The 25,235-nt window shown below is 67.5% G+C and carries 22 protein-coding genes; 6 read left to right on the top strand and 16 right to left on the bottom strand.

Annotated features, from left to right (window positions below):
• Positions 1-66: 66 nt before the first annotated feature.
• Together ACOZHM_RS10630 and ACOZHM_RS10625 are read left to right on the top strand one after the other, a co-directional pair.
• A complete protein-coding gene (locus tag ACOZHM_RS10630; protein ID WP_421569225.1) occupies positions 67-2,730 on the top strand; it encodes a TonB-dependent receptor in 2,664 nt (887 codons plus the stop codon).
• Positions 2,731-2,838: 108 nt separating this feature from the next.
• A complete protein-coding gene (locus ACOZHM_RS10625; protein WP_421569224.1) occupies positions 2,839-5,175 on the top strand; it encodes a family 20 glycosylhydrolase in 2,337 nt (778 codons plus the stop codon).
• A gap of 106 nt (positions 5,176-5,281) precedes the next feature.
• Here the strand turns inward: ACOZHM_RS10625 and ACOZHM_RS10620 are convergent, their stop codons facing one another.
• Complete coding sequence (locus ACOZHM_RS10620; RefSeq protein WP_421569223.1) at positions 5,282-5,656, bottom strand: VanZ family protein; 375 nt, start codon at positions 5,654-5,656, stop codon at positions 5,282-5,284.
• Between the two features lie 15 nt (positions 5,657-5,671).
• Positions 5,672-6,856, bottom strand: coding sequence for a class I SAM-dependent methyltransferase (locus tag ACOZHM_RS10615; RefSeq protein WP_421569222.1), 1,185 nt, complete (start codon positions 6,854-6,856; stop codon positions 5,672-5,674).
• A 55-nt stretch (positions 6,857-6,911) separates the two neighbouring features.
• Here ACOZHM_RS10615 and ACOZHM_RS10610 point away from each other — a divergent pair, with 55 nt between their 5' ends.
• Positions 6,912-7,649 (top strand): pteridine reductase, encoded by a 738-nt coding sequence (locus ACOZHM_RS10610; RefSeq protein ID WP_421569221.1) that lies wholly within the window; start codon positions 6,912-6,914, stop codon positions 7,647-7,649.
• Between the two features lie 4 nt (positions 7,650-7,653).
• Here ACOZHM_RS10610 and folK read toward each other — a convergent pair whose 3' ends face one another.
• Positions 7,654-8,139, bottom strand: a complete 486-nt coding sequence (gene folK / locus ACOZHM_RS10605) for a 2-amino-4-hydroxy-6-hydroxymethyldihydropteridine diphosphokinase (protein WP_421569220.1) — start codon at positions 8,137-8,139, stop codon at positions 7,654-7,656.
• 85 nt (positions 8,140-8,224) lie between these two features.
• Here folK and ACOZHM_RS10600 point away from each other — a divergent pair, with 85 nt between their 5' ends.
• Positions 8,225-8,962: a 20S proteasome subunit A/B gene (locus ACOZHM_RS10600; RefSeq protein ID WP_421569219.1), complete on the top strand. Its 738-nt coding sequence runs from the start codon at positions 8,225-8,227 to the stop codon at positions 8,960-8,962.
• Between the two features lie 8 nt (positions 8,963-8,970).
• Here the strand turns inward: ACOZHM_RS10600 and ACOZHM_RS10595 are convergent, their stop codons facing one another.
• From ACOZHM_RS10595 to ACOZHM_RS10580, 4 genes are all read right to left on the bottom strand, one after another.
• Positions 8,971-10,485 (bottom strand): response regulator, encoded by a 1,515-nt coding sequence (locus ACOZHM_RS10595; RefSeq protein ID WP_421569218.1) that lies wholly within the window; start codon positions 10,483-10,485, stop codon positions 8,971-8,973.
• A 4-nt stretch (positions 10,486-10,489) separates the two neighbouring features.
• Positions 10,490-10,930 (bottom strand): response regulator, encoded by a 441-nt coding sequence (locus ACOZHM_RS10590; protein ID WP_421569217.1) that lies wholly within the window; start codon positions 10,928-10,930, stop codon positions 10,490-10,492.
• A complete protein-coding gene (locus ACOZHM_RS10585; protein ID WP_421569216.1) occupies positions 10,927-12,747 on the bottom strand; it encodes a sensor histidine kinase in 1,821 nt (606 codons plus the stop codon). Before ACOZHM_RS10585 ends, ACOZHM_RS10590 begins: the two co-directional genes overlap by 4 nt.
• A gap of 189 nt (positions 12,748-12,936) precedes the next feature.
• Positions 12,937-13,314, bottom strand: coding sequence for a BON domain-containing protein (locus ACOZHM_RS10580; protein ID WP_421569215.1), 378 nt, complete (start codon positions 13,312-13,314; stop codon positions 12,937-12,939).
• A 171-nt stretch (positions 13,315-13,485) separates the two neighbouring features.
• Between ACOZHM_RS10580 and ACOZHM_RS10575 the strand changes: the two genes are divergently transcribed.
• A complete protein-coding gene (locus ACOZHM_RS10575) occupies positions 13,486-14,529 on the top strand; it encodes an oxidoreductase (protein ID WP_421569214.1) in 1,044 nt (347 codons plus the stop codon).
• Between the two features lie 47 nt (positions 14,530-14,576).
• On the opposite strand, the gene gnd is transcribed toward ACOZHM_RS10575, so the two are convergent.
• The 7 genes from gnd to ACOZHM_RS10540 all read right to left on the bottom strand — a co-directional run bounded on the left by gnd (position 14,577) and on the right by ACOZHM_RS10540 (position 22,184).
• On the bottom strand, positions 14,577-15,482 hold the full coding sequence (gnd, locus tag ACOZHM_RS10570; RefSeq protein ID WP_421569213.1) for a phosphogluconate dehydrogenase (NAD(+)-dependent, decarboxylating): 906 nt from the start codon (positions 15,480-15,482) through the stop codon (positions 14,577-14,579).
• A 3-nt stretch (positions 15,483-15,485) separates the two neighbouring features.
• Entirely contained in the window at positions 15,486-16,772 is a 1,287-nt protein-coding gene (locus ACOZHM_RS10565) for a hypothetical protein (RefSeq protein ID WP_421569212.1), read from the bottom strand.
• A 13-nt stretch (positions 16,773-16,785) separates the two neighbouring features.
• Positions 16,786-17,454 carry a DUF2242 domain-containing protein gene (locus ACOZHM_RS10560; protein ID WP_421569211.1) on the bottom strand — a complete coding sequence of 223 codons (669 nt, stop codon included), beginning with the start codon at positions 17,452-17,454 and terminating at the stop codon, positions 16,786-16,788.
• 116 nt (positions 17,455-17,570) lie between these two features.
• Positions 17,571-19,748 (bottom strand): carboxy terminal-processing peptidase, encoded by a 2,178-nt coding sequence (locus ACOZHM_RS10555; RefSeq protein ID WP_421569210.1) that lies wholly within the window; start codon positions 19,746-19,748, stop codon positions 17,571-17,573.
• Between the two features lie 433 nt (positions 19,749-20,181).
• On the bottom strand, positions 20,182-21,192 hold the full coding sequence (lipA, locus tag ACOZHM_RS10550) for a lipoyl synthase (protein ID WP_421569209.1): 1,011 nt from the start codon (positions 21,190-21,192) through the stop codon (positions 20,182-20,184).
• A gap of 18 nt (positions 21,193-21,210) precedes the next feature.
• Positions 21,211-21,918 (bottom strand): lipoyl(octanoyl) transferase LipB, encoded by a 708-nt coding sequence (lipB, locus tag ACOZHM_RS10545; protein WP_421569208.1) that lies wholly within the window; start codon positions 21,916-21,918, stop codon positions 21,211-21,213.
• Entirely contained in the window at positions 21,906-22,184 is a 279-nt protein-coding gene (locus ACOZHM_RS10540; RefSeq protein ID WP_421569207.1) for a DUF493 family protein, read from the bottom strand. Before ACOZHM_RS10540 ends, lipB begins: the two co-directional genes overlap by 13 nt.
• A 192-nt stretch (positions 22,185-22,376) precedes the next feature.
• On the opposite strand from ACOZHM_RS10540, the gene ACOZHM_RS10535 reads away from it, so the two are divergent.
• Positions 22,377-23,435 (top strand): lipid A deacylase LpxR family protein, encoded by a 1,059-nt coding sequence (locus tag ACOZHM_RS10535; RefSeq protein ID WP_421569206.1) that lies wholly within the window; start codon positions 22,377-22,379, stop codon positions 23,433-23,435.
• Between the two features lie 92 nt (positions 23,436-23,527).
• Here the strand turns inward: ACOZHM_RS10535 and ACOZHM_RS10530 are convergent, their stop codons facing one another.
• Together ACOZHM_RS10530 and ACOZHM_RS10525 are read right to left on the bottom strand one after the other, a co-directional pair.
• Positions 23,528-24,745, bottom strand: a complete 1,218-nt coding sequence (locus tag ACOZHM_RS10530) for a D-alanyl-D-alanine carboxypeptidase family protein (RefSeq protein WP_421569205.1) — start codon at positions 24,743-24,745, stop codon at positions 23,528-23,530.
• Between the two features lie 98 nt (positions 24,746-24,843).
• The coding region (locus ACOZHM_RS10525) for an SPOR domain-containing protein (protein WP_421569204.1) at positions 24,844-25,235 on the bottom strand (392 nt) is incomplete at its 5' end.

Genomic DNA, 25,235 nt, shown 5'->3' with positions numbered 1-25,235 from the left:
AAGGTCGTACGCATCGCAAACCGCACGCCGTCGCTGGCGCACAAACGATTGATGAGGAGAGACATCATGAACCACCGCAAGAGCCTGCTTTCGGCAGCCATTTTCAGCTGTATCGCCTTCGGCGCCCACGCGCAGGACGCACAGCCCACCGCCACCGACCTGGACACCGTGGTTGTTACCGGCATCCGCGGTTCGATGGAGAAGTCCCTCGACACCAAGCGTGAAGCCAATGCGCGCCTGGAAGTGGTGACCGCCGAAGACGTCGGCAAGCTGCCGGCGCACAACGTGGCCGACACCCTGCAGCGCCTGCCCGGCGTGAACATCAGCTCGGCCAGCGCCGACGAAGGCGGCTTCGACGAAGCCGACCGCGTCAGCCTGCGCGGCACCAGCCCGAGCCTGACCCAGACCCTGATCGACGGCCACAGCGTTGGCTCGGCCGACTGGTTCGTGCTCAGCCAGGGCAACAACGTGGGCCGCAGCGTCAGCTACTCGCTGCTGCCGTCCGAGCTGGTCAGCTCGGTGGAAGTGAACAAGTCCTCGCAGGCCAAGCTGCAGGACGGCGGCACCACCGGTACCGTCAACATCATCACCCGCAAGCCGCTGCAGTTCGCCAAGCCGTTCAGCGCCGAAGCGTCCCTGGGCGCGGTGCGCTCGGACCAGGCCGATTCGACCGATCCGCAGTTCTCGGGCCTGGTCAACTGGAAGAACGACAGCGACACCTTCGGCGTGATGCTGCAGGCCTTCTACCAGAAGCGTGAGCTGCGCCGCGAGGCGCAGGAAATCCCGGGCGGCTTCTTCAAGATCGCAGCGACCGATCCGGTCGCCGCGACCAACCCGGACCTGATCGGCGTGAACGTGCCGGGCCTGCTGGGCTCGACGCTGTTCGAACAGACCCGTGAGCGCAAGGGCGGGTTGCTGACGTTCCAGTGGAAGCCGATGGACAACCTGACGCTCGGTCTGAGCGGCTTCACCTCGGAACTGGAAGCGAACAACTACAACCGCAACTACATGATGTGGGGCGGCAACTTCGCCAAGACCCAGGCGCCGAACCCGGGCTACACCATCACCGACGGCGTGTTGAGCAATGCCACCTACGCGGGCGTACCGGGCACCAACTACGCCGTGTACGACATGATCTACCGTGAAGCCACGGCCAAGACCAGCTACGTCACCTTCGACGCCGACTGGCAGATCAACGACAACCTGGGCGCCAAGTTCCAGGCCGGCACCACCAAGGGCACCGGCGAAACGCCGCGCCAGTTCATCGCCGAAGTCACCCTGGGCCAGGGCGGCGGCGCCAGCTGGGCCACCCATGGGGCAGGTTCGCCGGTGGATTGGAACGTGGGCGGTGACACCAGCCCGAGCGGCGTAAGCAGCTTCGGCACCTGGGGCAACCAGCTGGTCCGGGCCGAGGACAAGGAAGACTGGGCCTCGCTCGACTTCAACCAGTACTTCAGCGATGGCGGTGCACTGAGCTCGCTGGACTTCGGCCTGCGTTTCGCCGACCACGAGCGTGAAGCGCTGTCTCCGGAAGGTGCCAGCCCGGGCGACATCTGGTCCGCCCTGCGCGGCAGCGCCACCGGCAACTACCCGGGCAACTTCGCCAGCGGCATCGGCGGCAACTTCCCGCGCGACGTCTGGTATTACACCCCCGGCGCGCTGCAGAACGCGATCGTCAACAACTCCACCTGGCTGTACAACAATGACGGCCCGACCGGCCGCCACAACTACGGCGCCGAGTGGAAGGTGAAGGAAAAGAACTTCGCCGGTTACGTGCAGGCCAACTTCACCGGTGACTGGTGGAGCGGCAACATCGGCCTGCGGTACGTGGACATCAAGCAGGACATCGACACCTACCTGGCGGTCAGCGACGCGGCCCGTGCCGACGTGAGCAGCCTGTTCGGCATGTGGCAGCGCCAGGCGTTCCAGAACAAGTACGACCGCGTGCTGCCCAGCGCCAACATCAAGTTCGACCTGGACGACAACCTGGTGCTGCGCGTCGCCGCGTCGCAGACCCAGACCCTGCCGGACTACTCGGCACTGGGTGCGTCCGCGTGGGGTTCGGACCTGAACAAGACCGGCGGTGGCGGCAACCCGGAACTGAAGCCGACCATCGGCAGCAACCTGGATGCCAACCTGGAGTGGTACTTCATGCCGCGCGGCCTGCTGTCGGTCGGTGCGTACCATATCGACCTGAAGGACTACGTTGCGTTCGACGTGATCAACAAGCAGCTCTTCAGCGAACTGACCAACCAGCTTGAAACCTACGCGGTGTCCACCCCGATCAATGCCGACGGCAAGGTCACCGGCGTGGAAGTGGCCTACGAACAGCCGATCGGCGAGAACTTCGGCATCAACGCCAACTACACCTACGCCAACGGCACCTCGGCGCACACCTGGGCCGACGGCAGCCACAACCTGCTGGGCACCTCGAAGAACACCTACAACGTGGGCGCCTTCTTCGAGAACGACACCTTCGGTGCACGCGTCAGCTACACCCACCGCTCGTCGTTCCTGATCAGCCTGTCCGGTGCCAACCCGTACTACCAGGATGATTTCGGCACGCTGTCGGCGTCGCTGAGCTACAAGGCCACCGACTGGCTGAGCATCACGCTGGACGGCCTGAACCTCAACAACCCGACCTACAAGTACTACCAGAGCGCGGCCATTCCGACCTCGTTCTACTCCAACGGTCGCCAGTACTACCTGAACTTCCGCGTCAAGTATTAAGGTATGCCGGGCAGAGCCCGGCACTACCGTGAGCCGTAAAGGCCCACGAAAAACGGGCCCGGAACCGGGCCCGTTTTTTTTTCACCAACGCACCAAAGGAATGACCCGATGCATACCCGCACCCGTCGTACCTCGCTGTCGCTGCTGTCCTTCGCACTGGCACTTTCCCTGGCCCCGCTGGCGCATGCCGCCGATACCGCGGCCGCGCCCGGCCCGCGCGCCCTGCCCGGTTCGCTCCCCCTGATTCCCGCACCGGCCCATCTCGAACGCATCGATGGCGCCGGCTACACCGTGACCGCCAGCACCGCGCTGCGCGCGCAGGGCGACACCGCCCGCCGCGTGGCCGGCCAGTTCGCCGGCGTGCTGCGCAGCAGCGGCGGCCCGGCGCTGCAGTTGTCCAGCGCGCGCGGCACCGACGGCGTGCGCTTCGTGCTCGACGGCAGCCTCTCCACCGGCGCCGAGGGCTACCAGCTGCGCAGCGATGCGCGCGGCATCACCGTGCAGGCCGCCACCGAGGCCGGCCTGTTCTACGGCGCCGCCACGTTGTCGCAGCTGCTTACCGGTGGCAGCAAGGGCGCCGTGCCCGCGCTGCGCATCGACGATGCGCCCCGCTTCAGCTGGCGCGGCCTGATGCTCGATTCGGCGCGCCACTTCCAGAGCCTGGACGAGATCAAGCAGGTGCTCGACGCCATGGCCGAGCAGAAGCTCAACACCTTCCACTGGCATCTCACCGATGACCAGGGCTGGCGCATGGAGATCAAGCGCTACCCGAAGCTCACCGGCGTGGGCAGCTGCCGCATTCCCGCCGGTGACGGCGGCCGCGACCCGGCCACCGGCGCGCCGCGCCCGTACTGCGGCTTCTACACGCAGGACCAGATCCGCGAGGTCATCGCCTATGCGGCGGCACGCCACATCCAGGTCATTCCCGAGATCGACGTGCCCGGCCACGCCACCGCCGCGATCGCCGCGTATCCCCAGCTGGGTACGATCGACACGCCGCTGCAGCCGCTGAGCGAATGGGGCGTGTTCCCGAACCTGTTCAACACCGAAGAGAGCACGTTCCAGTTCCTGGAGAACGTGCTGGACGAAGTGATCGAGCTGTTCCCCGCCAAGTACGTGCATGTCGGCGGCGACGAGGCGGTCAAGGACCAGTGGGAGGCCTCGGCACGCGTGCAGGCGCGCATGCGCGAGGTAGGCGCGAGCAATGAAATGGAAATGCAGAGCCACCTGATCAAGCGCCTGGAGAAATACCTGGAGCAGCACGACCGGCGCCTGATCGGCTGGGACGAGATTCTCGAGGGCGGCCTGCCGCCCGAGGCCACGGTGATGTCCTGGCGCGGTACCGAAGGCGGGCTCAAGGCCGCCAGCGAAGGGCACGACGTGGTGATGTCGCCCGTCACCGACATGTACATGGACTACCTGCAGACCAATTCGCCCAACGAGCCGCCGGGCCGGCCGCTCAGCACCCCGCTCGGCCGCGTCTATGGCTTCGAGCCGGTGCCCGACACGCTGGCCAAAGACAAGCAGCAGCACATCCTCGGGCTGCAGGCCAACATGTTCACCGAGCACACGCGCAGCTACGCGCGCCTGCAGCACAACCTGTTCCCGCGCCTGGCCGCCGTGGCCGAAACCGGCTGGTCGCCGCGCGAGCGCCGTGACTTCGCCGACTTCCTGGCCCGCCTGCCCACGCAGCTGCAGCGCTGGCAGGCGATGGGCATCGCGTATGCGCAGACCCCGTTCGAGGTGGAGGCCGATATCAGTGACGACCGCAAGGCCGGCACCGCCACCGTGGCGCTGCGCACGCCGCTGGGCTACGACATCCGCTACAGCGTGGACGGCAGCCCGGTCACCGCGCAGTCGCCGCAGTACACCGCGCCACTCACCCAGCCGCTGCCGGTGGGCCTGCAGGCGGCCACGTTCTTCGATGGGCAGGCACTGGCCAGGGCGGCGAGCCGTTTCGATGTCACCGCCGCCTCGCTGCTCCGCCGCACCGACGAGCAACTGGCCATGTGCCCCGGCGAGGGCAAGCTGCTGCTACGGCTGGAAGACGACGGCCCGGCGGACGGTGCGCGCGCGATCTTCAACGTCAACATCTTCAACCCGTGCTGGCTGTGGCAGGGCGCGAACGTGGACGGCATCGCCACGCTGCGCGTGCGTGCCGGCCAGATTCCGTACTACTTCCAGCTGGCCCATGACGAACCGCAGCGCCGCTTCGTCAAGGCACGCAGCGCACACGGCGAGATGGACATCCTCAACGCGCAGTGCGATGGCAAGCCGCTGGCCACGGTGCCGCTGCCGGCCAACCCGGGCGCAGATGGATTCATCACGCTGGAAGCCGCGCTGCCGCGCACGCTGAAGGGAACGCAGGACCTGTGCGTGCGCTTCACCGGCGACACCCGCCCGACGATGTGGGTGCTGGACACCCTGGAGCTGGTGCCGCGCTGACCGCAACACGGTGCCGGCCAATGGCCGGCACCGTGCAGATGGAGCTCCACGCACGGTAACCGCAGTTCGCGAACGAAATCGGGCAACCTGCTCCCGCACTCCGGGATCAGCCCTTCAGGCGCAGCAACACATCGCGCAACGGCGTGAACACCAGCGCCATGCCGGCCAGCACGCCCATGCTGTTGGCCAGCGCATCCATCGGGTCGGCCATGCGGTTGACGGTCAACGCCCCCTGCAGGAATTCGATGCCGACGCCCAGGCCGACCAAGCCGACGCACGCCCACAGCAGCGCCGCACGCGTGCGGTAGATCTGCACCGCCGAACCGGCCAGCAGGAAGTACGCCAGGAAATGCTCGACCTTGTCGCTGTTCGGCGGCAGATCCAGCGGCGGCGGCGGAATCAGGCAGACGGTGATGGTCAGCGCGATCGCCAACCACCACAGGCCCAGCCAGAAGCGCGGGAAGCGCAGCGGTTTCAACATCCCTGTCGTGGCCACTCAGAGCCGCCAGGTCAGATCGCCGAGCTGGAACGCAGCCTCGAAATCGACATCACGCTGGAACCCCATCACCTGGAAGCGCTCGCCCATCCCACTGGGCAGGGTGAGCTTCTTGACCTGCTCGCGCAGGCGCAGCCTGCCGACCTCGTCGGAGCGTGATTCGGCCAACGCCAGCAGTGCATCCAGCCCGTTGCCGAGCAGGAAGCTGGACTGCGTGGCGTAACCGGCCAGCTCGAAGCCGGCGTGGGTGCCGGCCTCGGCCAGCGCGGTGAAGTCCACCGACGCGGTCAGGTCCTGCAGGCCGGGCCAGCGGAAGACATCGTTGTGCACGTGATGGCGGTAGAACGCGCGCACGGTGCCGTCGTCGCGGTCATCCTGGTAATACTCGTTGCGCGGGTAGCCGTAGTCGACAAACAGCATCGCGCCGCGCTTCAGGCCACCCGCCACCGCCTGGATCCAGTACGGCAGATGCGGCAGCAGCTCGGAACGGTAGCCATCGGCAAAGGGTTTCTCGCGGTAGCGTTCGAGATGACGCACCGCTGCGGTGAGCATGGCATCGGCCGGCTGCGCGCCGCGCATGAACTGCCCCTCGGCATCGAGCTCCACGGTCTCTTCGTAGACCATGCCATCGCGGGCGAGGAAGCGCGGGGTCGGCAGCGCGTCGATCACCTCGTTGGCGAACACCATGCCGTCCCAGTCGTCGTCGAACGGGCCGTCCAGCCACTCCACCAGGGCGAACAGCGGCGGAATCAGGGCCTGTTCCAGACGCTCGCGTTGGCGTTCGCGCAGGTCGGCGCTGGGCTCCAGGATCGCGTAGCGCTCAGGCAGCGCATCCAGTTCCAGCAACCGCTTGAGCAGGATCTCGGCGAAGGCGCCGCTGCCGCCGCCCAGCTCGAGGAACCGCGCCGTCGGGCCGAGCTGCTGCATGACCGGGGCGATGGCGTTGGCCAGGGTGGCGGTGAACAGCGGCCCCATTTCAGGCGCGGTGGTGAAATCGCCGGCCTCCCCGAACTTGCTGGCACCGGCGCTGTAGTAGCCGAAGCCGGGCGCATACAGGCTGAGTTCCATGAACCGCGCGAACGGCATGGCGCCGCCGTTGGCGAGGATCTCCGCGCGCAGCGCGTCGGCCAGCTGGTCGCTGTGGGCCAGGGCGTCGGTATCGGGGGTGGGCAGTGAGGAATGCATGGCGCAGGCAATTGCGGTGACAATGCACAGCATAGCCGAGCAGGAAGGAGCCCCGATGACCGCCACCACACCCGTCGTGCTGATCACCGGCAGCGCGCGCCGCATCGGCGCGGCCATTGCCCGCCAGTTCCACGCCTGTGGCTGGTCGCTGGTGCTGCACGCGCATACCTCCACCACCGAGCTGCAGCAGATGGCCTTCGACCTGGACATGCTGCGCCCGGGCAGCGTGCTGGCGCTGCAGGCCGACCTGCGCGATGCCGACGCCCTGCCCGACCTGGTGGAACAGACCGTGGCCCAGTTCGGCCGGCTGGACGCCCTGGTCAACAACGCCTCCAACTTCTACCCCACTCTGCTGGGCCAGATCACCGCCGCCCAGTGGGACGACCTGTTCGCGGTCAATGCCCGCGCCCCGCTGCTGCTGGCCCAGGCGGCCGCGCCGCAGCTGCGCCGCCACCAGGGCTGCATCGTCAACCTGACCGATTTCCACGGCACCCAGCCGATGCGCGACCATCCGGTATATGCCTCCGCCAAGGCCGCGCTGGAAATGATCACCCGCTCCCTGGCGCTGGAGCTGGCGCCCAAGGTGCGGGTGAATGCCGTGGCCCCCGGCGCGATCCTGTGGCCGGAACAGGGCAAGGACGACTACGCCCAGCAGGCACTGCTGGCGCGTACGCCGCTGGCCCGTACGGGTACGGTGGAAGAGATCGCCGAGGCCGTCTATTGGCTGGTGAATGACGCCCCGTTCGTGACCGGCCATACCCTGCGGGTGGATGGCGGGCGGATGTTGTCGTAACCGATCAACCCAGTTCGACGACCTCGAAGACGTCGTCGTGCTGCGCATGCGCCCGCCACAATGCGGCCAGGGGCAGGCCGCTGACCGGGTCGATGAAGGTCGGCGCGATGTCTGCCAGCGGCTTCAGCACGAACGCATGCTTGAGCTCGGGCCGCGGAATGCGCAGATGGCCGGGGCCCTCCACGATCAGGTCGCCGTAGAACACCACATCGATGTCCAGCGTACGGTCGCTGAAACGCGGCCCGCTGCGGTCGCGCCCGTGGGCGTCTTCCAGCGCGTGCAGCCACGGGTCCAGCGCCTCCAGCGGCATATCGGTCTCGAGCGCCACCGCGTTGTTGAGGAAGGCCGGGCCGTCGAAGCCCACGGCGGCGGTACGGTAGGCCGGCGACACCCGGATCGCACCGAAACGCTCGCGCAGCGCGGCCACCGCGGCGTGAAGATGCTGTTGCGGCTGCAGATTGCTGCCCAGGCTCAGGAGCACAGTGGTCATGATATTCAGCGTACGTGGGGGCGAATCCACACGGGGCCAACATGGCCAGCGCATAGAATCGGGGTGCACATCATAGGACACCGACATGACCTATTGCGTCGGCATTGCGGTGGATGAGGGCCTGGTCTTCGCCGCCGATACCCGTACCAACGCGTCGCTGGACGACGTACGCGTGCACCGCAAGCTGCACGAATTCGAGTTCCCGGGGGAGGCCGCCTTCGTGATCATGGCGGCCGGCAACCTGGCCACCACCCAGCTGCTGATCTCGCGCCTGCACCGCGACGTGGAAGAGCAGCGGCCGGAGAACCTGCGCAGCTACCGCCACCTGTTCGAGGTGGCCGAGTACGTGGGCCGGGTGCTGGTGGACAGCCAGGTCAAATCCAGCACCCCCGAGCACGGCCACGATGGGGTCAATACCCAGGCCACGCTGATCCTGGGCGGCCAGGTCGGCGGCGAGCACCCCGGCATGTACATGATCTACCCGCTGGGCAATGCCATCGCCGCCTCGCCGGAGACGCCGTTCCTGCAGATCGGCGAGTCCAAGTACGGCAAGCCGATCCTGGACCGCATCATCCGCCCGCAGACCCGGCTGGACGACGCGGCGCGCACCGCGATCGTGTCGCTGGACTCGACCATCCGCTCCAACCTGTCGGTCGGCCTGCCGGTGGACCTGGTACTGCTGCGCGCGGGCGACCTGCGCATCAGCCAGCGCATGCGCCTGGCCGGCGACAGCCCCCTGTACGCCGAAATCCACGGCAACTGGTCACGGCGATTGGAACAGGCTGTGGCCAGCCTACCCCGCTTCCCTTGGGAAGCGGGGTAGCTCGCGACCTACCCCGCCAACGCCTCCGCCACCGAACGGAAGACCTGCTGCATTTCCAGCGGCTTGCGCAGCACGTGCACGCTGATGCCGGCCGGGAAGCGCGCCCGCGACACCGTGACGTCGGCCTCCTCCAGCACCAGCGCCGGGCCGCGATAGCCCAGCGCCGCCATTTCACGCAGCAGGTGGCTGGCCGACAGCAGCTTCGCGCCGGCGTCGGCGATCACCAGCGCCGGCATTGCCTCCTGCTGCATCCAGCGCAGCGCGGCGCCGCCGTCGGAGGCCAACTGCAGGTGGTACCCCTGGCTGGACAACGCATTGCCCAGCAGCGACAGCCGCGTCGCCTCGCCATCCACCACCAGGATCGATTGGCCGGTACCGGCGGCCACCGGCAGCTCCAGCGGCGCAACTTCGGCAGGCAGTGCGCGCATCGGCAGCAACAGGTCGAAGCGCGTGCCCACGCCCGGCGAACTGTCCACCCGGATGCTGCCCTGCGCGCCTTCGATGATGCGCTTGCACGACACCAGGCCCAAGCCGGTGCCGTTGGGCTTGGTGGTGAAGAAGGGATTGAACAGATGCGACAGCACTTCGGCGTTCATGCCCACGCCTTCGTCGGCGACCGAGAGGTGCAGCCATTCCTGGCCCTGCAGGTCGCGTTCGCCAAACGCGCGCAGGCTCAGCCGCCCGCCGGACGGCATCGCCTGGATCGCATTCAACGCCAGGTTCAACAGCACCTGCTGCAGTTCGGTGTAGTTCGCATCCACCGCCAGGGTCGGTTCGGCCACCTCCAGGTGCAGGCTGACCTTGGGCGGCAGGTTGCTGCGCAACAGCAGCTCCATCGCCTCGAACAAGTGCGCGATCTGGATCCGCTCGCTCGGGTTGCGCGAACCGCGCACGAACGACAGCATCGACTCGGCCATCTCATGGCCGCGTCGCCCGCACTCGGCAATCACGTCGGCCAGGTGGTGCAGATGCGGGTCGTCGGTCCGCGCCTTGAGCAGCTCGGGCATGATCAGCAGCGGCTGCAGGATGTTGCGCAGGTCGTGACTCAGTCCGGCGGCAAGCAGCGACAGGCTCTCCAGCCGCTGCGCGCGCATCAGCTCGGCCTCCACCCGCTGGCGGTCGATCGTGCCGCGCGATTCACGCACCGCACGTGCCACCGCCGAGGGCAGCCGCGCCGGCTGGTGCTTGATGATGTAGTCGTTGGCGCCCTGGTGCAGCGCGGCCACGGCATTCTCTTCGCCGATCGTGCCCGACACGAAGATGAAGGGCACGTCCGGATGCCAGCCGCGCACGATCTCCAGCGCCTGGTTGCCGGAGAAGCCCGGCATGGCCAGGTCCGAGAGCACGATGTCCGGCGCGAAACGCAGCAGCGCCTCGCGCAGCTCGGCCGAGGTCTCCACCCGCTCGAAGCTGGCCTCCAGCCCCGCCTCGAGCATCTGCTCACACATGAGTTCGGCGTCTTCCGGCGAATCCTCCACCAGCAGGATGCGCAGATGTCCCAGCGAGGGCCCGGTCAGCGGCATGGGATCACTCGACCTCGGGTGCCTGGTTGATGAGGGCCCAGAACTTGCCCAGGGTCTGCACGGCGCCGAAGAACTGCTCCACATCCACCGGCTTGACCACATAGGCGTTCACGCCCAGGTCCCAGCTGCGGGCCAGGTCGCTCTCTTCGCGTGAGGAGGACAGGATCACCACCGGCAACCGCTTGAGTTCCTCGGTGGTACGGATCTCGCGCAGCACTTCCAGCCCGTCCATGCGCGGCATCTTGATGTCCAGCAGCAGCACCGCCGGCAGCCCTTCCTCACGGTTGGCGAAGGCGCCACGGCGCAGCAGGTAGTCCATCGCCTCCACGCCGTCCTCGACGTGCACGATCGGATTGGCCAGGCGCGCCTCCTCCAGCGCATCGATGGCCATCTCGGCGTCGGCAGGGCTGTCTTCGGCAAGCAGGATGGTTCGAAGTGCGGTCATGCGACGGGGCCTTTGTTGAGTGCATCAAGGGAGGAAGGAAGCAGGAAGTGGAAGGTGGCGCCCTCGCCCACTGCCGAGGCGGCCCAGATGCGGCCGTTGTGGCGGGCCAGTACCCGGCGCGCGCTGGCCAGGCCGATACCGGTGCCGGGGTACTCGCTCGCCTTGTGCAGGCGCTGGAAAACACCAAACAACTTGTCGGCGTAGGCCATGTCGAAGCCGGCGCCGTTGTCGCGCACACTGAACAGGTGGCTTCCATCGGGCTGGCGCTCGTGCTCCACCTCGATCCGGGCCGGGTTGACGTTGGCCGAGTACTTCACTGCATTGCCCAGCAGGTTGAGCCACAGCTGACGCATCATGTTTTCGTCCGCCACCAGGATCGGCAGCGCGGCGATGTTCCACTCCACCCGGCGCGCCGTGCCGCCGTCTTCGGCGTCGCTCTGCAGGTTGGCATCTAGCAGCGCGCGGGTGTCGGCCACCAGCGACTGCATGTCCACCGCCTGCAGGCGCATCGCGGCGCGCCCCAGCCGTGAATAGACCAGCAGGTCGTCGATCAGGGCGGCCATGCGCCGCGCCGAGCCGGCGATCACATCCAGATAGTGGCGCGACTTCTCATCGGCGCCCTCGCCCAGGTGCCGCGCCAGCTTGTCCGAGAACCCGGCCACGTGCCGCAGCGGCGCACGCAGGTCGTGCGAGACCGAGTAGCTGAAGGCTTCCAGCTCGCGGTTGACCTCCGATACCTGCTCCACCTTGCCTTCGAGCTGGCGGTTGAGCTCTTCCACATGCTGCTGCACGGCACGCTGCACGGTGACATCGCTGACCGTCATCAGCACCACTTCGTCATCGCGGTCGGGCAGCGGCATGCGCCGCGCGTTGATCAGCATGGTGCGCACCTGGTCGTCGTCGGTGCGTTGCTCGTGCTCGAAGTCCCACAGTTCGCGACCGCGCAGCAGCACGTCCATCAAGCGCTGGCGCACGGCCGGATCACTCCAGGCGCCCGCGCCCAACGTATCGAGGACGCGGCCGTCGGTGCTCTCGTCATCGGGCAGGCCATACAGCTCGGCGAAGGCCGGGTTGTGCAGCTGCACCCGGAGTTCGCGATCCAGCAGCACGATCGGCTCACGCACGGTATGCAGCACCGATGCCGCGCGTGCGGAGGCGCGGCGGGTGGCGCGCTCGGCCGTGGCGCGGTGCAGGATCTGCCGGTGCAGCAGCCACAGCACCAGGCTGAGCAGCAGCAGCTGCACCACCAGCGCGCTCCAGGACACGAGTTCGCTTTGCCGCTGCTGTTGGGCGAAGAGCGCAGAACGCTGGGCCAACAGCTGCTCTTCGCGCTTCTGCAGTTCCTCGATCAATCCGCGGATGGGATAGCGGGTGGTGAGGTCCTGTACCAGCTGGCGCTGATCGTCGTCCGGCTTGGATCGCGCCAGCTGCGTGGCCAGCTCCATGCGCCGGTCGAGCAGCGACTGGATGCGCCCGACGCGCACCAGCTGCTCGGGATTGTCGCGGGTCAGTTCGGTCAGCCGGGCCAAGCGCTGCGGAATGTAGCGGGCCTGGCCCAGGCGCTCGCGCAGGCCGGGGGCGTCGATGCCCTTGGACATCGTCAGCGCGGCCGATTCCACGTCGCGCACGTCGGCCTGCAGCTGGTAGACCGCCACACCGACGTCCTGGGTGTGGGTCACCCAGCGCATCGCGTCCAGGTTCTCGTCGGCAAGTTTGCGCAGGGTCAGCCATGGCACCACGATGATGGCAACAGCCGCCAGCCCGAGAGCCGGCAACCGCCAGCGGTCCCAGAGTTCATCACTGAAAACCAGTGCCATAGACCCTCGTCAGCTCGCATGTCCCCCTCCCTGCCTGCAGCGCCCCGGTTCCGGAACGACGCCCGCAGGGGCGAAGTCCTGAATATACTCCAGGCGACCGTGAATACGGGACGAGACCGGACAGCCTCCGGGCGCAACGAAAAGGGCGCGCCCTGCGGCGCGCCCCCTGGTGTTCCGGTGCTGCGTCGATCAGCGCTTGGCAGCCGCGGGGGCGACCTTCAGCATGCTGGCATCGACACTCTTGACGCCCTTGATGGCCTTCGCCTTGGCGATGGCGTTGTCGTGCTCGGCCTTGGTGGCCACGGTGCCGGACAGCGAAACCACGCCGTTCACGGTTTCAACCTTTACTTCGGTGCCGGGAACGCCCTTGCTGGTGACCAGGTCGCTCTTGACCTTGGTGGTGATCCAGGTGTCGGTGACCGGCTCGGCCGACTCATGCGTGTCGGCATGGGTCATGGCGCTGTGATCGGTGGTCTTCGGCGGATCCTTTGCCATCGCCGCCGAGGTGCCAAACAGCATGCCGAAGGCGAGCGAAGCAGCAAGCAGATTACGGGTGGTGTTGGTCATGTGCGGTGTCTCCTGGTGTGTGTCGCCAGTGTCCGGGTAAAGGTGTACAGGGCGCGTCGCCGCCGCATCACGCTGCCGTGAACCTTTAGGAGTTGTCCGAAAACCGTTCATATTTCCGCACTGCATCATTCGCGTTTACCCTTAGGGCAGGCTCCGCAACAGGCACATGACATGACCACGATCGCGCAGGTGGGATTGATCGGCTACGGGCTGGCCGGCAGCGTATTCCATGCGCCGCTGATCCAGCACACCCCGGGGCTGGCATTGCACAGCATCGTCAGTTCGCAGCGCGACCGGTTGCTGCGCAGCTTCACCGATGTGCACGTGCATGCCGACGTGGCGCCGCTGCTGGCCGACCCGGCGGTGGACGCGGTGGTGATCGCCACGCCCAACGCGCAGCACGCGCCGCTGGCGCTGGCCGCGCTGCAGGCGGGCAAGCATGTGCTGGTGGATAAGCCCTTCGCGCTGAGCAGCGCCGAGGCTCGCGCCGTAGTCGACGCCGCGCGTGACGCCGACCGCGTGGTCAGCGTGTTCCAGAACCGACGCTTCGACGCCGATTTCCTCAGCCTGCGCAGCGTCGTTGAACAGGGCACGCTGGGCCGCATTGCCGAATGCCATTCGCACTTCGACCGCTTCCGCCCGCAGGTGCGCGACCGTTGGCGGGAAAGTGACGCACCGGGTGGCGGCCTGTGGATGGACCTCGGCCCGCACCTGCTCGACCAGATGCTGCAGCTGTTCGGCTGGCCCGAGGCGATCAGCGCCGACATCGCCGCACAGCGCGAGGGGGCGCGCAGCGACGACTACTTCCATGCGGTGCTGCATTACCCGGGCCTGCGCGCGATCGTGCATGCCGGTTCGCTGGTAGCGGCATCGGCACCGCGCTTTGCGGTGCATGGCAGCCTGGGCAGCTATCTGAAGGACGGCCGTGACGTGCAGGAAGACCAGCTGCGCCAGGGCACCGCGCCCGGCGCACCGGGCTGGGGCTTGGACCCGGTGCATGGGCAGATCGTACGGGCCGATGCGGAGGGGCATGTGCAACGCCATAGCGTGGACAACGCGCTGGGCGATTACCGGCGGTTCTATGCCGCGTTCCGCGATGCGATGCTGGGGGTCGGCGACGCGCCGGTCAGCACGGAGGAGGCATTGCAGTTGATGCGACTGCTCGAAGTGGGCCGCGAAAGCGCCGACAGTGGCCGGCGCGTGGCATTGGCGTAGAGCCACGCCGCGCGTGGCTACGCCGTGCCGGTTGAATCCAGATTGCCTCAGTCGGTTTTCATCGCGTGGCCGCCGAATTGATTGCGTAGCGCCGACAGCATGCGGTCGCTGTACGAATTCTTTTCGCGTGAGCGCAGGCGCTCCAGCAGCGACAGGGTGATGACCGGGGCGGAGACGTCCAGGTCGATCGCCTCGGCCACGGTCCAGCGGCCCTCGCCCGAATCGGACACGAACGGGGCAATGCCGTCGAGCTGCGGGTTCTGCTCCAGCGCCTCCACGCTGAGGTCGAGCAACCACGAACGCACCACGCTGCCGTGCTGCCACGCCTGCGCGACCTTGCCCAGGTCAAGGTCGAACCCGGTCTTGCGCTGCATGATCGCGAAACCCTCGGCGTAGGCCTGCATCATGCCGTACTCGATGCCGTTGTGGACCATCTTGCAGAAGTGCCCCGCCCCGCTCGGCCCCACGTGCGCCCAGCCACGGTCCTCGGCCGGCGCCAGCGTGCGGAAGATCGCCTCGACCTGCCCCACCGCAGCGGCATCGCCGCCGATCATCAGGCTGTAGCCTTCCTGCAGGCCCCACACGCCGCCACTGGTCCCGCAATCCAGGTAGGCCACGTCCTCTTCAAGCAACTGCGCGGCGCGGCGCATCGAGTCCTTGTAGTACGAGTTGCCGCCATCGATCACGACATCGCCTTCGGACAGGTGCGGCGACAGCGCGGCCAGGGTCTGGTCCACGACTTCACCGGCCGGCACCATCAGCCACACCACGCGCGGCACCGGCAGCGCGGCCAGCGCCTCGGCAGCGGTCGCGCTGACCTGGAAGCCACGCGCGGCGGCGCTGGTACGTGCCGCCTCACCGGGATCCACGCCGATGACGCGGTGGCCGCCGCGGTGCAGCCGCTCGGCCATGTTGGCGCCCATGCGCCCCAGTCCAATCATTGCAATGTCCATGACTCACCTTTGCTCGGTTTGCGAATAGGTCGTTGCTGCCGCGCACTGCCGAAGCTGCGTGTCGATCCAGCGGCGGTACAGCGTGGTATGCAGGTTGTGCAGGCCCAGCTCGAACGCGAACGGCGTGCGCGGATTGCGGTCGAGCAGGCGTGCGATGTAATAGCCCACGGGACGTATACCGCGTGGGTGCACATAAATCACGAACTCCCGGTAGAACGGATCGTCCAGCAGCCGGTCCAGTTCAGCCAGCAGCGGCTGCTGGTCGGCCGGCAACCCGGCGCGCAGTTCGGGGTCGCGCTCGGCCAGCAGCCGCTCGAAGCGGCGCAGGCCCGGGCCGGGCATGCGGCTGGCCAGCTCCCAGATGCGATGGTTGACGCCGTCGTAATGCGCGAAACCGCCATGCGTGCGCAGTGCATCAGCCGCTGCGGCGCTGACGTCGACGATGACGAAGTTCTCGGCCTGGTTGTTGATGTCATCGAGATACACGCGGTCGAACACGTGTTCGATGAAACCCGGCGCGCCCACGAACGCCTGGCGGCCGCGCTGCGCCGTGCGCACCGCCTTGCCGTCGGCAAGGAACTCCCCCGCGTGGTGGCCGAGCAGGATGCTGTCGGTGTCGTGCAGGGTGAGGAAGGTGCCGATGGACAGCTCGCCCGGGGTGAACGCCGTATCGAAGGCTGCATCCCCATACAGTTCGCGCTGCGTCGCGAGCTGCGCGACCTGGCGGCCCACGCCGCACTCGCTACGCACCCGGCCGTCGTAGAACGCCTGCAGGGCCTCGCTGTTGCGGCCCGCCGGCTGGTAGCCGCGGCCCAGGCTGCGGAAGCCCTCCCACCCCTGTGCACGCGAACCCGCCGCACCAAACCCGATCCAGCCCAGTTGCAGGGCGGAGAAGCGGTAGCCCGGGTTGTCCTGCAGCCGGGTGGCGGCGCGCCGGGTCGCCTCACCCAGGACGAATGCATACGCGCAGACCGTGGCCGGATCGTCCACCAGCGTCTGCAGGAAGCGCTGGCGCTGGTCGGCCGCCCATGCGCGCGGCAGTTCCACCCGCAGGTCACCTGCGGCCTGTGCCTCGCGCCGGTCGGCGCGTTTGCAGACCGGACCACCGTGCACACGCGGTGCATCGATGGCGGCAATGTCTATTTGCCAGCCCAGGCGCTCCAGCAGTGGCTGCAGGCAATCGCCCGTACCTGCCTCAGTGCCCGCGACTGACCCGACGCAAAGCAACGCGGCCAGCGCCACGCCTGCGGCATGCGCACGGCACAACGAACGGAGACGCGCCCGTGGCACGCTGCGCGCCTGCTCAGTTCGCCGGGATCGGCGTATCGGCCGTCGGCGCAGGCGTTGGCGCGGGGACAGGAACGGGCGCGGGTTCGGAGACGGTCGGCTGCGGCTGCGGCTGCGGTTGCGGCACCACCGCCGCCGGTGCCGGCGCCACCGGCTCGGGCGTACCGGCCTTCGCGGCCGGGAGGTACTGCTGCAGGCGGGCGAAGAAGCGGCGATAGAAGTCCGCATCCTGCACCGTGCTGCTGGCCACCTTCACCAGCGAATCGTCGTTGCTGCCGAACGGCAGCGACACCGAGCCCAGCGCACCCACGCCAACACTGGCCGAAGTCGGGCTCTTCTTCAGCGCATAGCGGTCCTGCACCGCGCTGATGAACACCAGCGCCTCATCGCCGCGTGGCGCACAGGAGATGCGCAGCACCAGCTGCTCATGTTCGTCCTCGCGCGGCTGGAAGTTCTTGTTGCCTTCCACGGCATCCGGATCGGCACGCGCGATGGCGTAGCCCTGGCTGAGCAGCGTACGCCGCGCCGCTTCGCAGGCTTGGGCGGGGGTGCCCGGAACAGTGCGCGAATAGGTATCCCCCGAATCGAAGGACTCGCGGAGCAGCGTGCTGTCGGCCGCGCGGCCGCCGCAGGCGCTGAGGGATACGGCCAGCAGGCTGGCCGCCAGTGCATGGGAAGGCCGCATGGGCGCTCCTGCAGGAGGGGATCGCCCCAGCATAGGCCCGGCCGCGTATGCGCGGGGTCTAAACGCGAAGGGCCGGCGTTTCCGCCGGCCCTTCGTTTTCTGTTGGTTCACGCCGGTCAATCGGCCCAGCGGCCCGCCGCGGTCGACTGCGGCAGCACCTGCGCCGACAGCGGGCGGTCCTGCTCCAGCAGGTTCACCGCATCGGCCAGGATCGCGGCCGACTCACGCAACAGCGGGTCCGGGCGCTTCTCGGCGGCCTTCTCGCGCGCGGCGTCCTTGACGATGTCGCGCTCGTTGCCGGTCAGGCCGTCGTCATTGCTGTCGTCGGCCAGCGGGTCCAGGTCCAGGCCCAGTTCCTTGCGGATGGCCTGGCGCTGCTTGCGCTGGGTGTCCTGACGCTCGCGCTCGGCACGGCGCTCGCCCTCGTTGAGCGAGATGTACTTCTTGGCGGCTTCGGTGCGGAACTGCTGCACGTCTTCATTCCACCACTGGAATTCCTTGTCCGCCGCGATGCGCGAGGCATGCCGCGTTTCCAGCTTGGGTAGCAGCGGGCCGAAGTTGCCGTACTGAGTGTGCGGCACGGCGGCGATGCGGGTCCACGGCAGCGCGTTGTCGTAGGTGCTTTCGCCGAACTCGCTGGCATCCACGCTGGCCGGGAACGCCAGGTCGGGCACCACGCCCTTGTGCTGGGTGCTGCTGCCGCTGACGCGGAAGAACTGCGCGATGGTCAGCTTGACCTGGCCGTAGCGCTGGGTCTCGCCGCTCGGCCAGCGGTCCAGGTCGACGATGTTCTGCACCGTGCCCTTGCCGAAGGTGGTCTCACCAATCACCAGCCCGCGACCGTAGTCCTGGATGGCGCCGGCAAAGATCTCCGAGGCCGACGCCGAACCACGGTTGATCAGCACCGCCAGCGGACCGTCCCAGGCCACCGCTTCGCTGCGATCGTTGTTGACCGTGACCCGGCCACCGGATTCGCGCACCTGCACCACCGGGCCCTGTTCGATGAACAGCCCGGTCAGCTCGATCGCCTCGTCCAGCGAACCGCCGCCGTTGTTGCGCAGGTCCAGCACCACGCCGTCCAGCTTGTCATTCTTGAAGCCGGCCAGCAGCTTGGCCACGTCACGGGTTGCCGACGCGTAGTCGGTGGCGTTGCGGCGGCGGCCCTCGAAGTCCTGGTAGAACGTCGGCAGCTTGATCACGCCCACCCGGCGCTCCGGCTCACCGTCCTTGGCCGGGATGGTCAGCGTTTCGCCCTTGGCAGCCTGTTCGGCCAGGCGCACCTTCTGCCGGGTCAGCACCAGCATGTGGTGCTTGCCGTCCACGCCTTCCTCGGCCGGAATGAATTCCAGCCGCACCTGGGTGTCCTTCTTGCCGCGGATCTTGGCCACCACATCGTCGATGCGCCAGCCGATCACGTCCTCGACCGGGCCCGACTTGCCCTGGCCCACGCCGACGATGCGGTCGCCCGGCTTGAGCGTGCCATTGACCGCGGCCGGGCCGCCGGCGATGACCTCACGGATCACCACCATGTCGTCCTGGCGCTGCAGCTGCGCGCCGATGCCTTCCAGCGACAGCGACATCGCCTGGTTGAAGTTCTCCGCCGTGCGCGGGGTGAAGTAATCCGTATGCGGATCCACCGCGCTGGTATAGGCGTTGAGGAAGAACTGGAACACGTCCTCGCCCTTCAACTCGTTGACCGACTTCTCCAGCTGCGCATAGCGCTTGTCGAGCGTCTTGCGGATCTCGGCCGGCTGCTTGCCGGCCAGCTTCAGCCGCAGCCAGTCGTTCTTCACCGACTTGCGCCACAGGTCGTCCAGCTCGGCGCTGCTCGCGGCCCACGGCACGTCCTTGCGGTCGTACTCGAAGCGCTCGTCGGTGCTGAAATCGAAGTCCTGCTTGAGCACCTTGCGCGCGTAACCCACCCGCTCGCCGACCCGCTGCTTGTAGACCGCAAACACCTGGAAGGCCGGCTCCAGCTCACCGCCGCGGATCGCCGAGGAGATATTGGCCTCGAACGGCGCGAACTTGGTGATGTCGGCCTGGGTGAAGAACTGTTTGCTGCCGTCCAGCGATTCCAGGTAACGCTTGAACACGTCCTTGGAGGTCGCCGCGTCGAGCGCGCGCGGCCGGTAGGCATAGCGGCTGTCCGAGAGCAGGCCGTAGACCAGCTTGGAGGTCGTCACCTGGTCGGGCGTCGCCGCCGACGGCAATGCCGGCGAATCGGCGTAGGCAGCCAGCGCCAGCGGCGCGGTCAGCGCCAGGGCCATCAGGAATGCGGGAACTTTGAGTTTCATCGACTTGCTCATGGCACCTTGCCAACGGGGAGACTGCGTGCGGATCAGACCACACGACAGTGCCGAAAGTTGCGGGGTTTGTCATCCACCGCGTCAGAACGCGGATTTCCAGCCTAAACGCGGCGCTGTATCAAATTGTGAATGACGCGCGGAGCGTTGGAAAAATGGGGTTTCCGGGAGAAACCGCGCAGAACCCCCAACCGTCCGGCGGTCGGCAGGCATTCAGGCCGGGAGCGGTCGCTGACCGCTTTTCCAACCGCTCGAATGGGATTCAACGGGGCCGGGGGCGGGTGGCCCTGGCCGGGACCGTGAGCGGCATGGATGCCGCGACCGAGCCCCCATGGACGGGTTTACGGCGTGTCCCGGACAGGGCCACCCGTCCCCGGCCCAGCCGACAATACGGAGGCGCCGCGCTGTTCGCGGTGCCCGAACGTCAGGCGACGCCTGCCCCCTTGGCCTGCACATCCGCATGGTACGAAGAACGCACCATCGGGCCGGAGGCCACATGGCTGAAGCCCAGCTCGTAGCCGTAGACCTCCAGCTCCTTGTATTCCTCGGGCGTCCAGTAACGCAGCACCGGGTGGTGATGCGCGGTCGGCTGCAGGTACTGGCCGATCGTGATCATGTCCACGTCGTGCGCGCGCAGGTCGCGCATCGTCGCACGCACCTGGTCCATCTCCTCGCCCAGCCCCAGCATGATGCCGGACTTGGTGGCGATGGTCGGGTGCTGCGCCTTGAAGTTCTTCAGCAGCGTCAGCGACCACTGGTAATCCGCGCCCGGCCGCACATTGCGGTACAGGTCCGGCACCGTTTCGATGTTGTGGTTGAACACATCCGGCGGGTTGGTCGCCAGGATATCCAGCGCCCGCTCCATGCGGCCCTTGCCGCGGAAGTCCGGGGTCAGCACCTCGATGCGGGTGTTCGGGGACTTCGCCCGGATCGCGCCGATGCAGTCGGCGAAGTGCTGGGCACCGCCGTCGCGCAGATCGTCGCGGTCCACGCTGGTCACCACCACATACTTCAGGCCCATGTCGGCCACCGTCTGGGCCAGGCTGGCCGGCTCACCCGCGTCCGGCGGCTTCGGCCGGCCGTGGGCCACGTCGCAGAACGAGCAGCGCCGGGTGCAGACCTCGCCCAGGATCATGAAGGTGGCCGTGCCGTGGCTGAAGCACTCGTGGATGTTCGGGCAGCTGGCTTCCTCGCAGACCGTCACCAGACGGTTCTCGCGCAGCTTCGCCTTCAGCGTCTGCACCGCGTTGCCCGAAGGAATCCGCACGCGGATCCACGACGGCTTGCGCAGCACCGGCGCGTCGGCGAACTGCACCGGCGAGCGGCCGATCTTGTCACCGCCCAGCTGTTTGACCCCGGCCTGCAACGGCGCGGCGGACGGCGTGTCGCCCTGCACGACCTGCAGGGGAATGATGCGAGCGGTGGTTTCAGTCATGGCCTTGGTCGGCGGCACTCAGGCCGCGTCAGTCAGATCGGGCAAAGCATCGGCAGGCTGGAGGTCCAGTCCGAACTGGCGGGCCAGATGGCCCAGCAGCACCGGCTTGACGGCCGCCATGCCGGACGGTCCCCCCAAGTCTACCATCGAGGTCACCTGCAGCCCCTGGTACCCGCAGGGGTTGATGCGGTGGAATGGCTCCAGGTCCATGGCCACATTGAAGGCCAGCCCGTGGAAGGTGCAGCCGCGGCGGACCCGGATGCCCAGCGCGGCCACCTTGGCCCCGCCCACATACACCCCGGGCGCGCCGTCCAGCCGTTCAGCGCCGATATTCCATTCGTCCAGCGTGTCGATGATCGCCTGCTCGATCCGGCACACGTAATCGCGCACCCCGATCCCCAGCCGGCGCAGCTGCAGCAGCGGGTAGACCACGATCTGGCCGGGCCCGTGATAGGTCACCTGGCCGCCGCGGTCCACGTGCAGCACCGGGATGTCCCCCGGCGCCAGCACGTGTTCGTCCTTGCCGGCCTGGCCCAGGGTGAACACCGGGTCGTGTTCCACCACCCACAGCTCGTCCGGGGTGTCGTCGGTACGCGCATCGGTGAAACGCTGCATTGCATGCCAGACCGGCGCGTAGGGCTGCCGGCCCAGGTCGCGCACCACCGCCGGCAGCGCCGGGCGTTCGCCCGGGGCCGCCTTCAGATCGCAGCTGGCTACAGCGTCCACTTCACTTCCGGGTGGTCGCGCAGCGCGACATGCGCCGTGTCCAGCTGTTCACGGGTTTCCGCCATGAAGACCAGCTTTACGGAGACGTACTTGCCATTGGACGAGGTCTTCCAGGTGATGCGCTCTTTGAGCACCTGGATGCCGGCCGCCTGCAGCAGCAGTGGAAGGTCGTGCTCCAGACCGATGTTCGCCGAGCCCATCGCACTGAGCTCGAACTGACCGGGGAACTGGAAGCCGTGTTCGGGATTGTCAGACTTGATTTCCATGACGGCGATTATGGGGACGGATGCGCCCGAACCCAAGCGGTACGCAATCGTGCGCACAGCTGCGCCCAACGCCACGTGAAAATCGCCGTTCAGCAGCAAAACGCAGCAGTGCGTGCGCAGTGCTGGTCATGGCATCACGCCCTGAATACCCTGCTCCCGCTTAAAAATGAATAAACCATCCGCGGGAACCTTATGCTTCTGAAGCGATACGCGTTACCGGCCGCACTTGCCGGTGTTCTTGCAGCAGCTGTGCCTGTACAGGCAGCCGAACAATGCGGGCCCGACGCGATGCGCGAGCACCCGCCCCAGATCAACTTCCGCGTCGACAACGATCTGTTCGGCGGCGCGGACCAGGACCAGGGCTATACCAACGGCGCCCAGATCACCCTGGTCTCGCCCAACCTGGTCGACTACACCGACGATCCCTGCCTGCCGCGGCTTGCCCGCTGGGTCAACCGCCATCTCGAACGCCTGGCGCCTGGCGAGTTCGAGCAGCAGAACATGATCTTCAGCCTGGCCCAGGGCATCTTCACCCCCACCGACTTCACCCGCAAAGACCTGATAGAGGACGACCGGCCGTATGCCGGCGTACTGATCGGCAGCTTCGGCTACAACGCGCGTCGCGGCGACCGTCTGCAGACCACCCAGCTGGCGCTGGGCGTGGTGGGGCCGTGGGCGCAGGGCAAGCAGGTGCAGAACGCGGTGCATGAGCTGCTGGGCGATGAGAAATTCCAGGGCTGGGACAACCAGCTGCACAACGAGCCGGTGTTCATGCTCACCCACGAGCGCATGCGCCGCTGGGGCAATGCCGAGGACAACCTGGCCGGCTGGGGGTGGGATGCGATCAGCCACTACGGCGGCGCGGTCGGCAACCTCGCCACCCACCTCAACGCCGGTGGCGAAGTCCGCTTCGGCTGGAAGCTGCCGGACGATTTCGGCAGCACGCCGCTGCGCCCGGCCGGCGAAAACACCGCGCCCACGCGCGGCGGCAAGCCCAGCGGCTGGTCGTTCCACCTGTTCGCCACCACCGATGCAGCCTGGGTGATCCGGGACATCACGCTGGACGGCAACACCTTCCGCAACAGCCACAGCGTGGACAAGCGCAACTGGGTCGCCCAGGGCGGTTACGGCCTGGCGGTGATGTATAACCGCTGGAAATTCGCCCTGGCCCGCTACCACAGCACCCGCGAGTTCGACCTGCAGGACCAGTCGCCGATCTATGGGTCCTTCACGATCAGCCGGTCGTTGTAGAGACACGCCATGCGTGTCGCGCGGTGCCGGCGACCCCATGAACGAAAAAAAGACCGGCTTTCGCCGGTCTTTTTCTCCTGCGGGGTTCGGAATTACTCCGATTCCCACCACATCCAGAAGCTGTCCCACAAACGCTTGAAGAAGCCGGCTTCTTCCACTGCGGCCACGGCCACCAGCGGGGCCTGCGCCACCACCTTGCCGTCCAGCGTGACCTTCAGCGTGCCGACCTGCTGGCCCGCCGTGAACGGCGCTTCCAGGGTCTTGGGCACGTCGATGCTCGGCTTGAGGTCGTTGTAACGACCGCGGGGCACGCTCACCAGCAGCGGCTGGGCCACGCCCAGCTGCAGCGTGGGGGTCTTGCCCTTCCACACCTTGTGCTCGGCCACGGCCTTGCCCGGCTCGTACATGCGGTGGGTTTCGAAGAAGCGGAAGCCCCAGTTGAGCAGCGCCAGGCTGTCATCGGCGCGCTGCTTTTCCGAGCTGCCACCCAGCACCACGGCGATCAGGCGCTGGTCGCCACGCTGGGCCGAACTCATCAGGCAGTAACCCGCCTCGGAGGTGTGGCCGGTCTTGATGCCGTCCACGCTCTGGTCGCGCCACAGCAGCAGGTTGCGGTTGGGCTGGGTGATGCTGCCCACGGTGAATTCCTTCACCTTGTTGTAGGCGTAGGTCTCCGGGTAGTCACGCACGAACGCACGGCCCAGCAGGGCCAGGTCGTAGGCGGTGGTGTGGTGGCCCGGGGCGCTCAGACCATGCGCGTTGACGAAGTGCGAGTCCTTCATGCCGATCTTGGCGGCGTAATTGTTCATCAGCGAGGCGAACGCTTCTTCGCTGCCGGCCACGTGTTCGGCCAGCGCGATGGCGGCGTCGTTGCCCGACTGGATCGCCATGCCCTTTTCCATGTCTTCCAGACGTGCGGTCTGGTTGACCGGGAAGCCGCTGTAGCTGCCGTCGGTGCCGGCGCCGCCTTCGCGCCAGGCACGCTCGCTCATCATCACCTGGTCGTCGGTGCGGACCTTGCCGTTCTTCACTTCGGCGGCGACCACGTACGAGGTCATCACCTTGGTGATGCTGGCCGGGGCGAGCTGTTCATTGATGTTCTCGCCGGCCAGCACCTGGCCGGTGGCGTAATCCATCAGGATCCAGGCCTTGGACACGCTGGGCTTGGGGGCCGGCGGGATGGCAACGGAGGCCGGAGCGGCGGCGGCAGGAGCGGGTGCCGGCGCCGGGGTCGGCAAGGGGGTCTGGGCGGAGACCATGCCCACGAACAGGGTCGTGGCCATGGCAGCAGCGGCAAAGCGGAATTTCATCGGACAGCAAGCTCCAGAAGGGCGCCAAGGGGATTACAGGGGACGGCCATTGTAGGCCCATGGGGAGGCCGGACGCAGGCGCGCCCGGCGGGAGGCATTCAGTCTTTGACGATCTGCGGCAACCCGAATCCCAGACCGGCAATGCGGCCTGCAAGTTCCGAGGCAGTGGCGTGGTCGGTCGCGGACACCCGCAACCGCCACAGGGTGCGGTCGCCGCTGACGATATCGCTGATGCTGGCGCCCACGATGCCGGCCGCAGACAGCTTGCCCAGCGCGCGGGTGGCGTTGTCGCGGCTGGCGAAGCTGGCCACCTGCAGCAGCACGTTGCCGACCTGCTGCTGCAGCGACGGCGCAGGTACCGCAACCGGCGCCGGGCGCGCTGCGGCCACCACCGGCGCGGCCGCCGGCAAGGCGCTGACCGCGACCGCCGGATCGTCGATCGCGGCCGCCTGGGTGGCCGCCGCACGGGTGCCGACGGGGACCGCAGGGG

The sequence above is a fragment of the Stenotrophomonas sp. PD6 genome (genome assembly GCF_049199305.1).
GTDB lineage: Bacteria > Pseudomonadota > Gammaproteobacteria > Xanthomonadales > Xanthomonadaceae > Stenotrophomonas.
The sequence above is the reverse complement of the archived record's forward strand: the minus strand, read 5'-3'. Positions and strand labels throughout refer to the sequence as shown.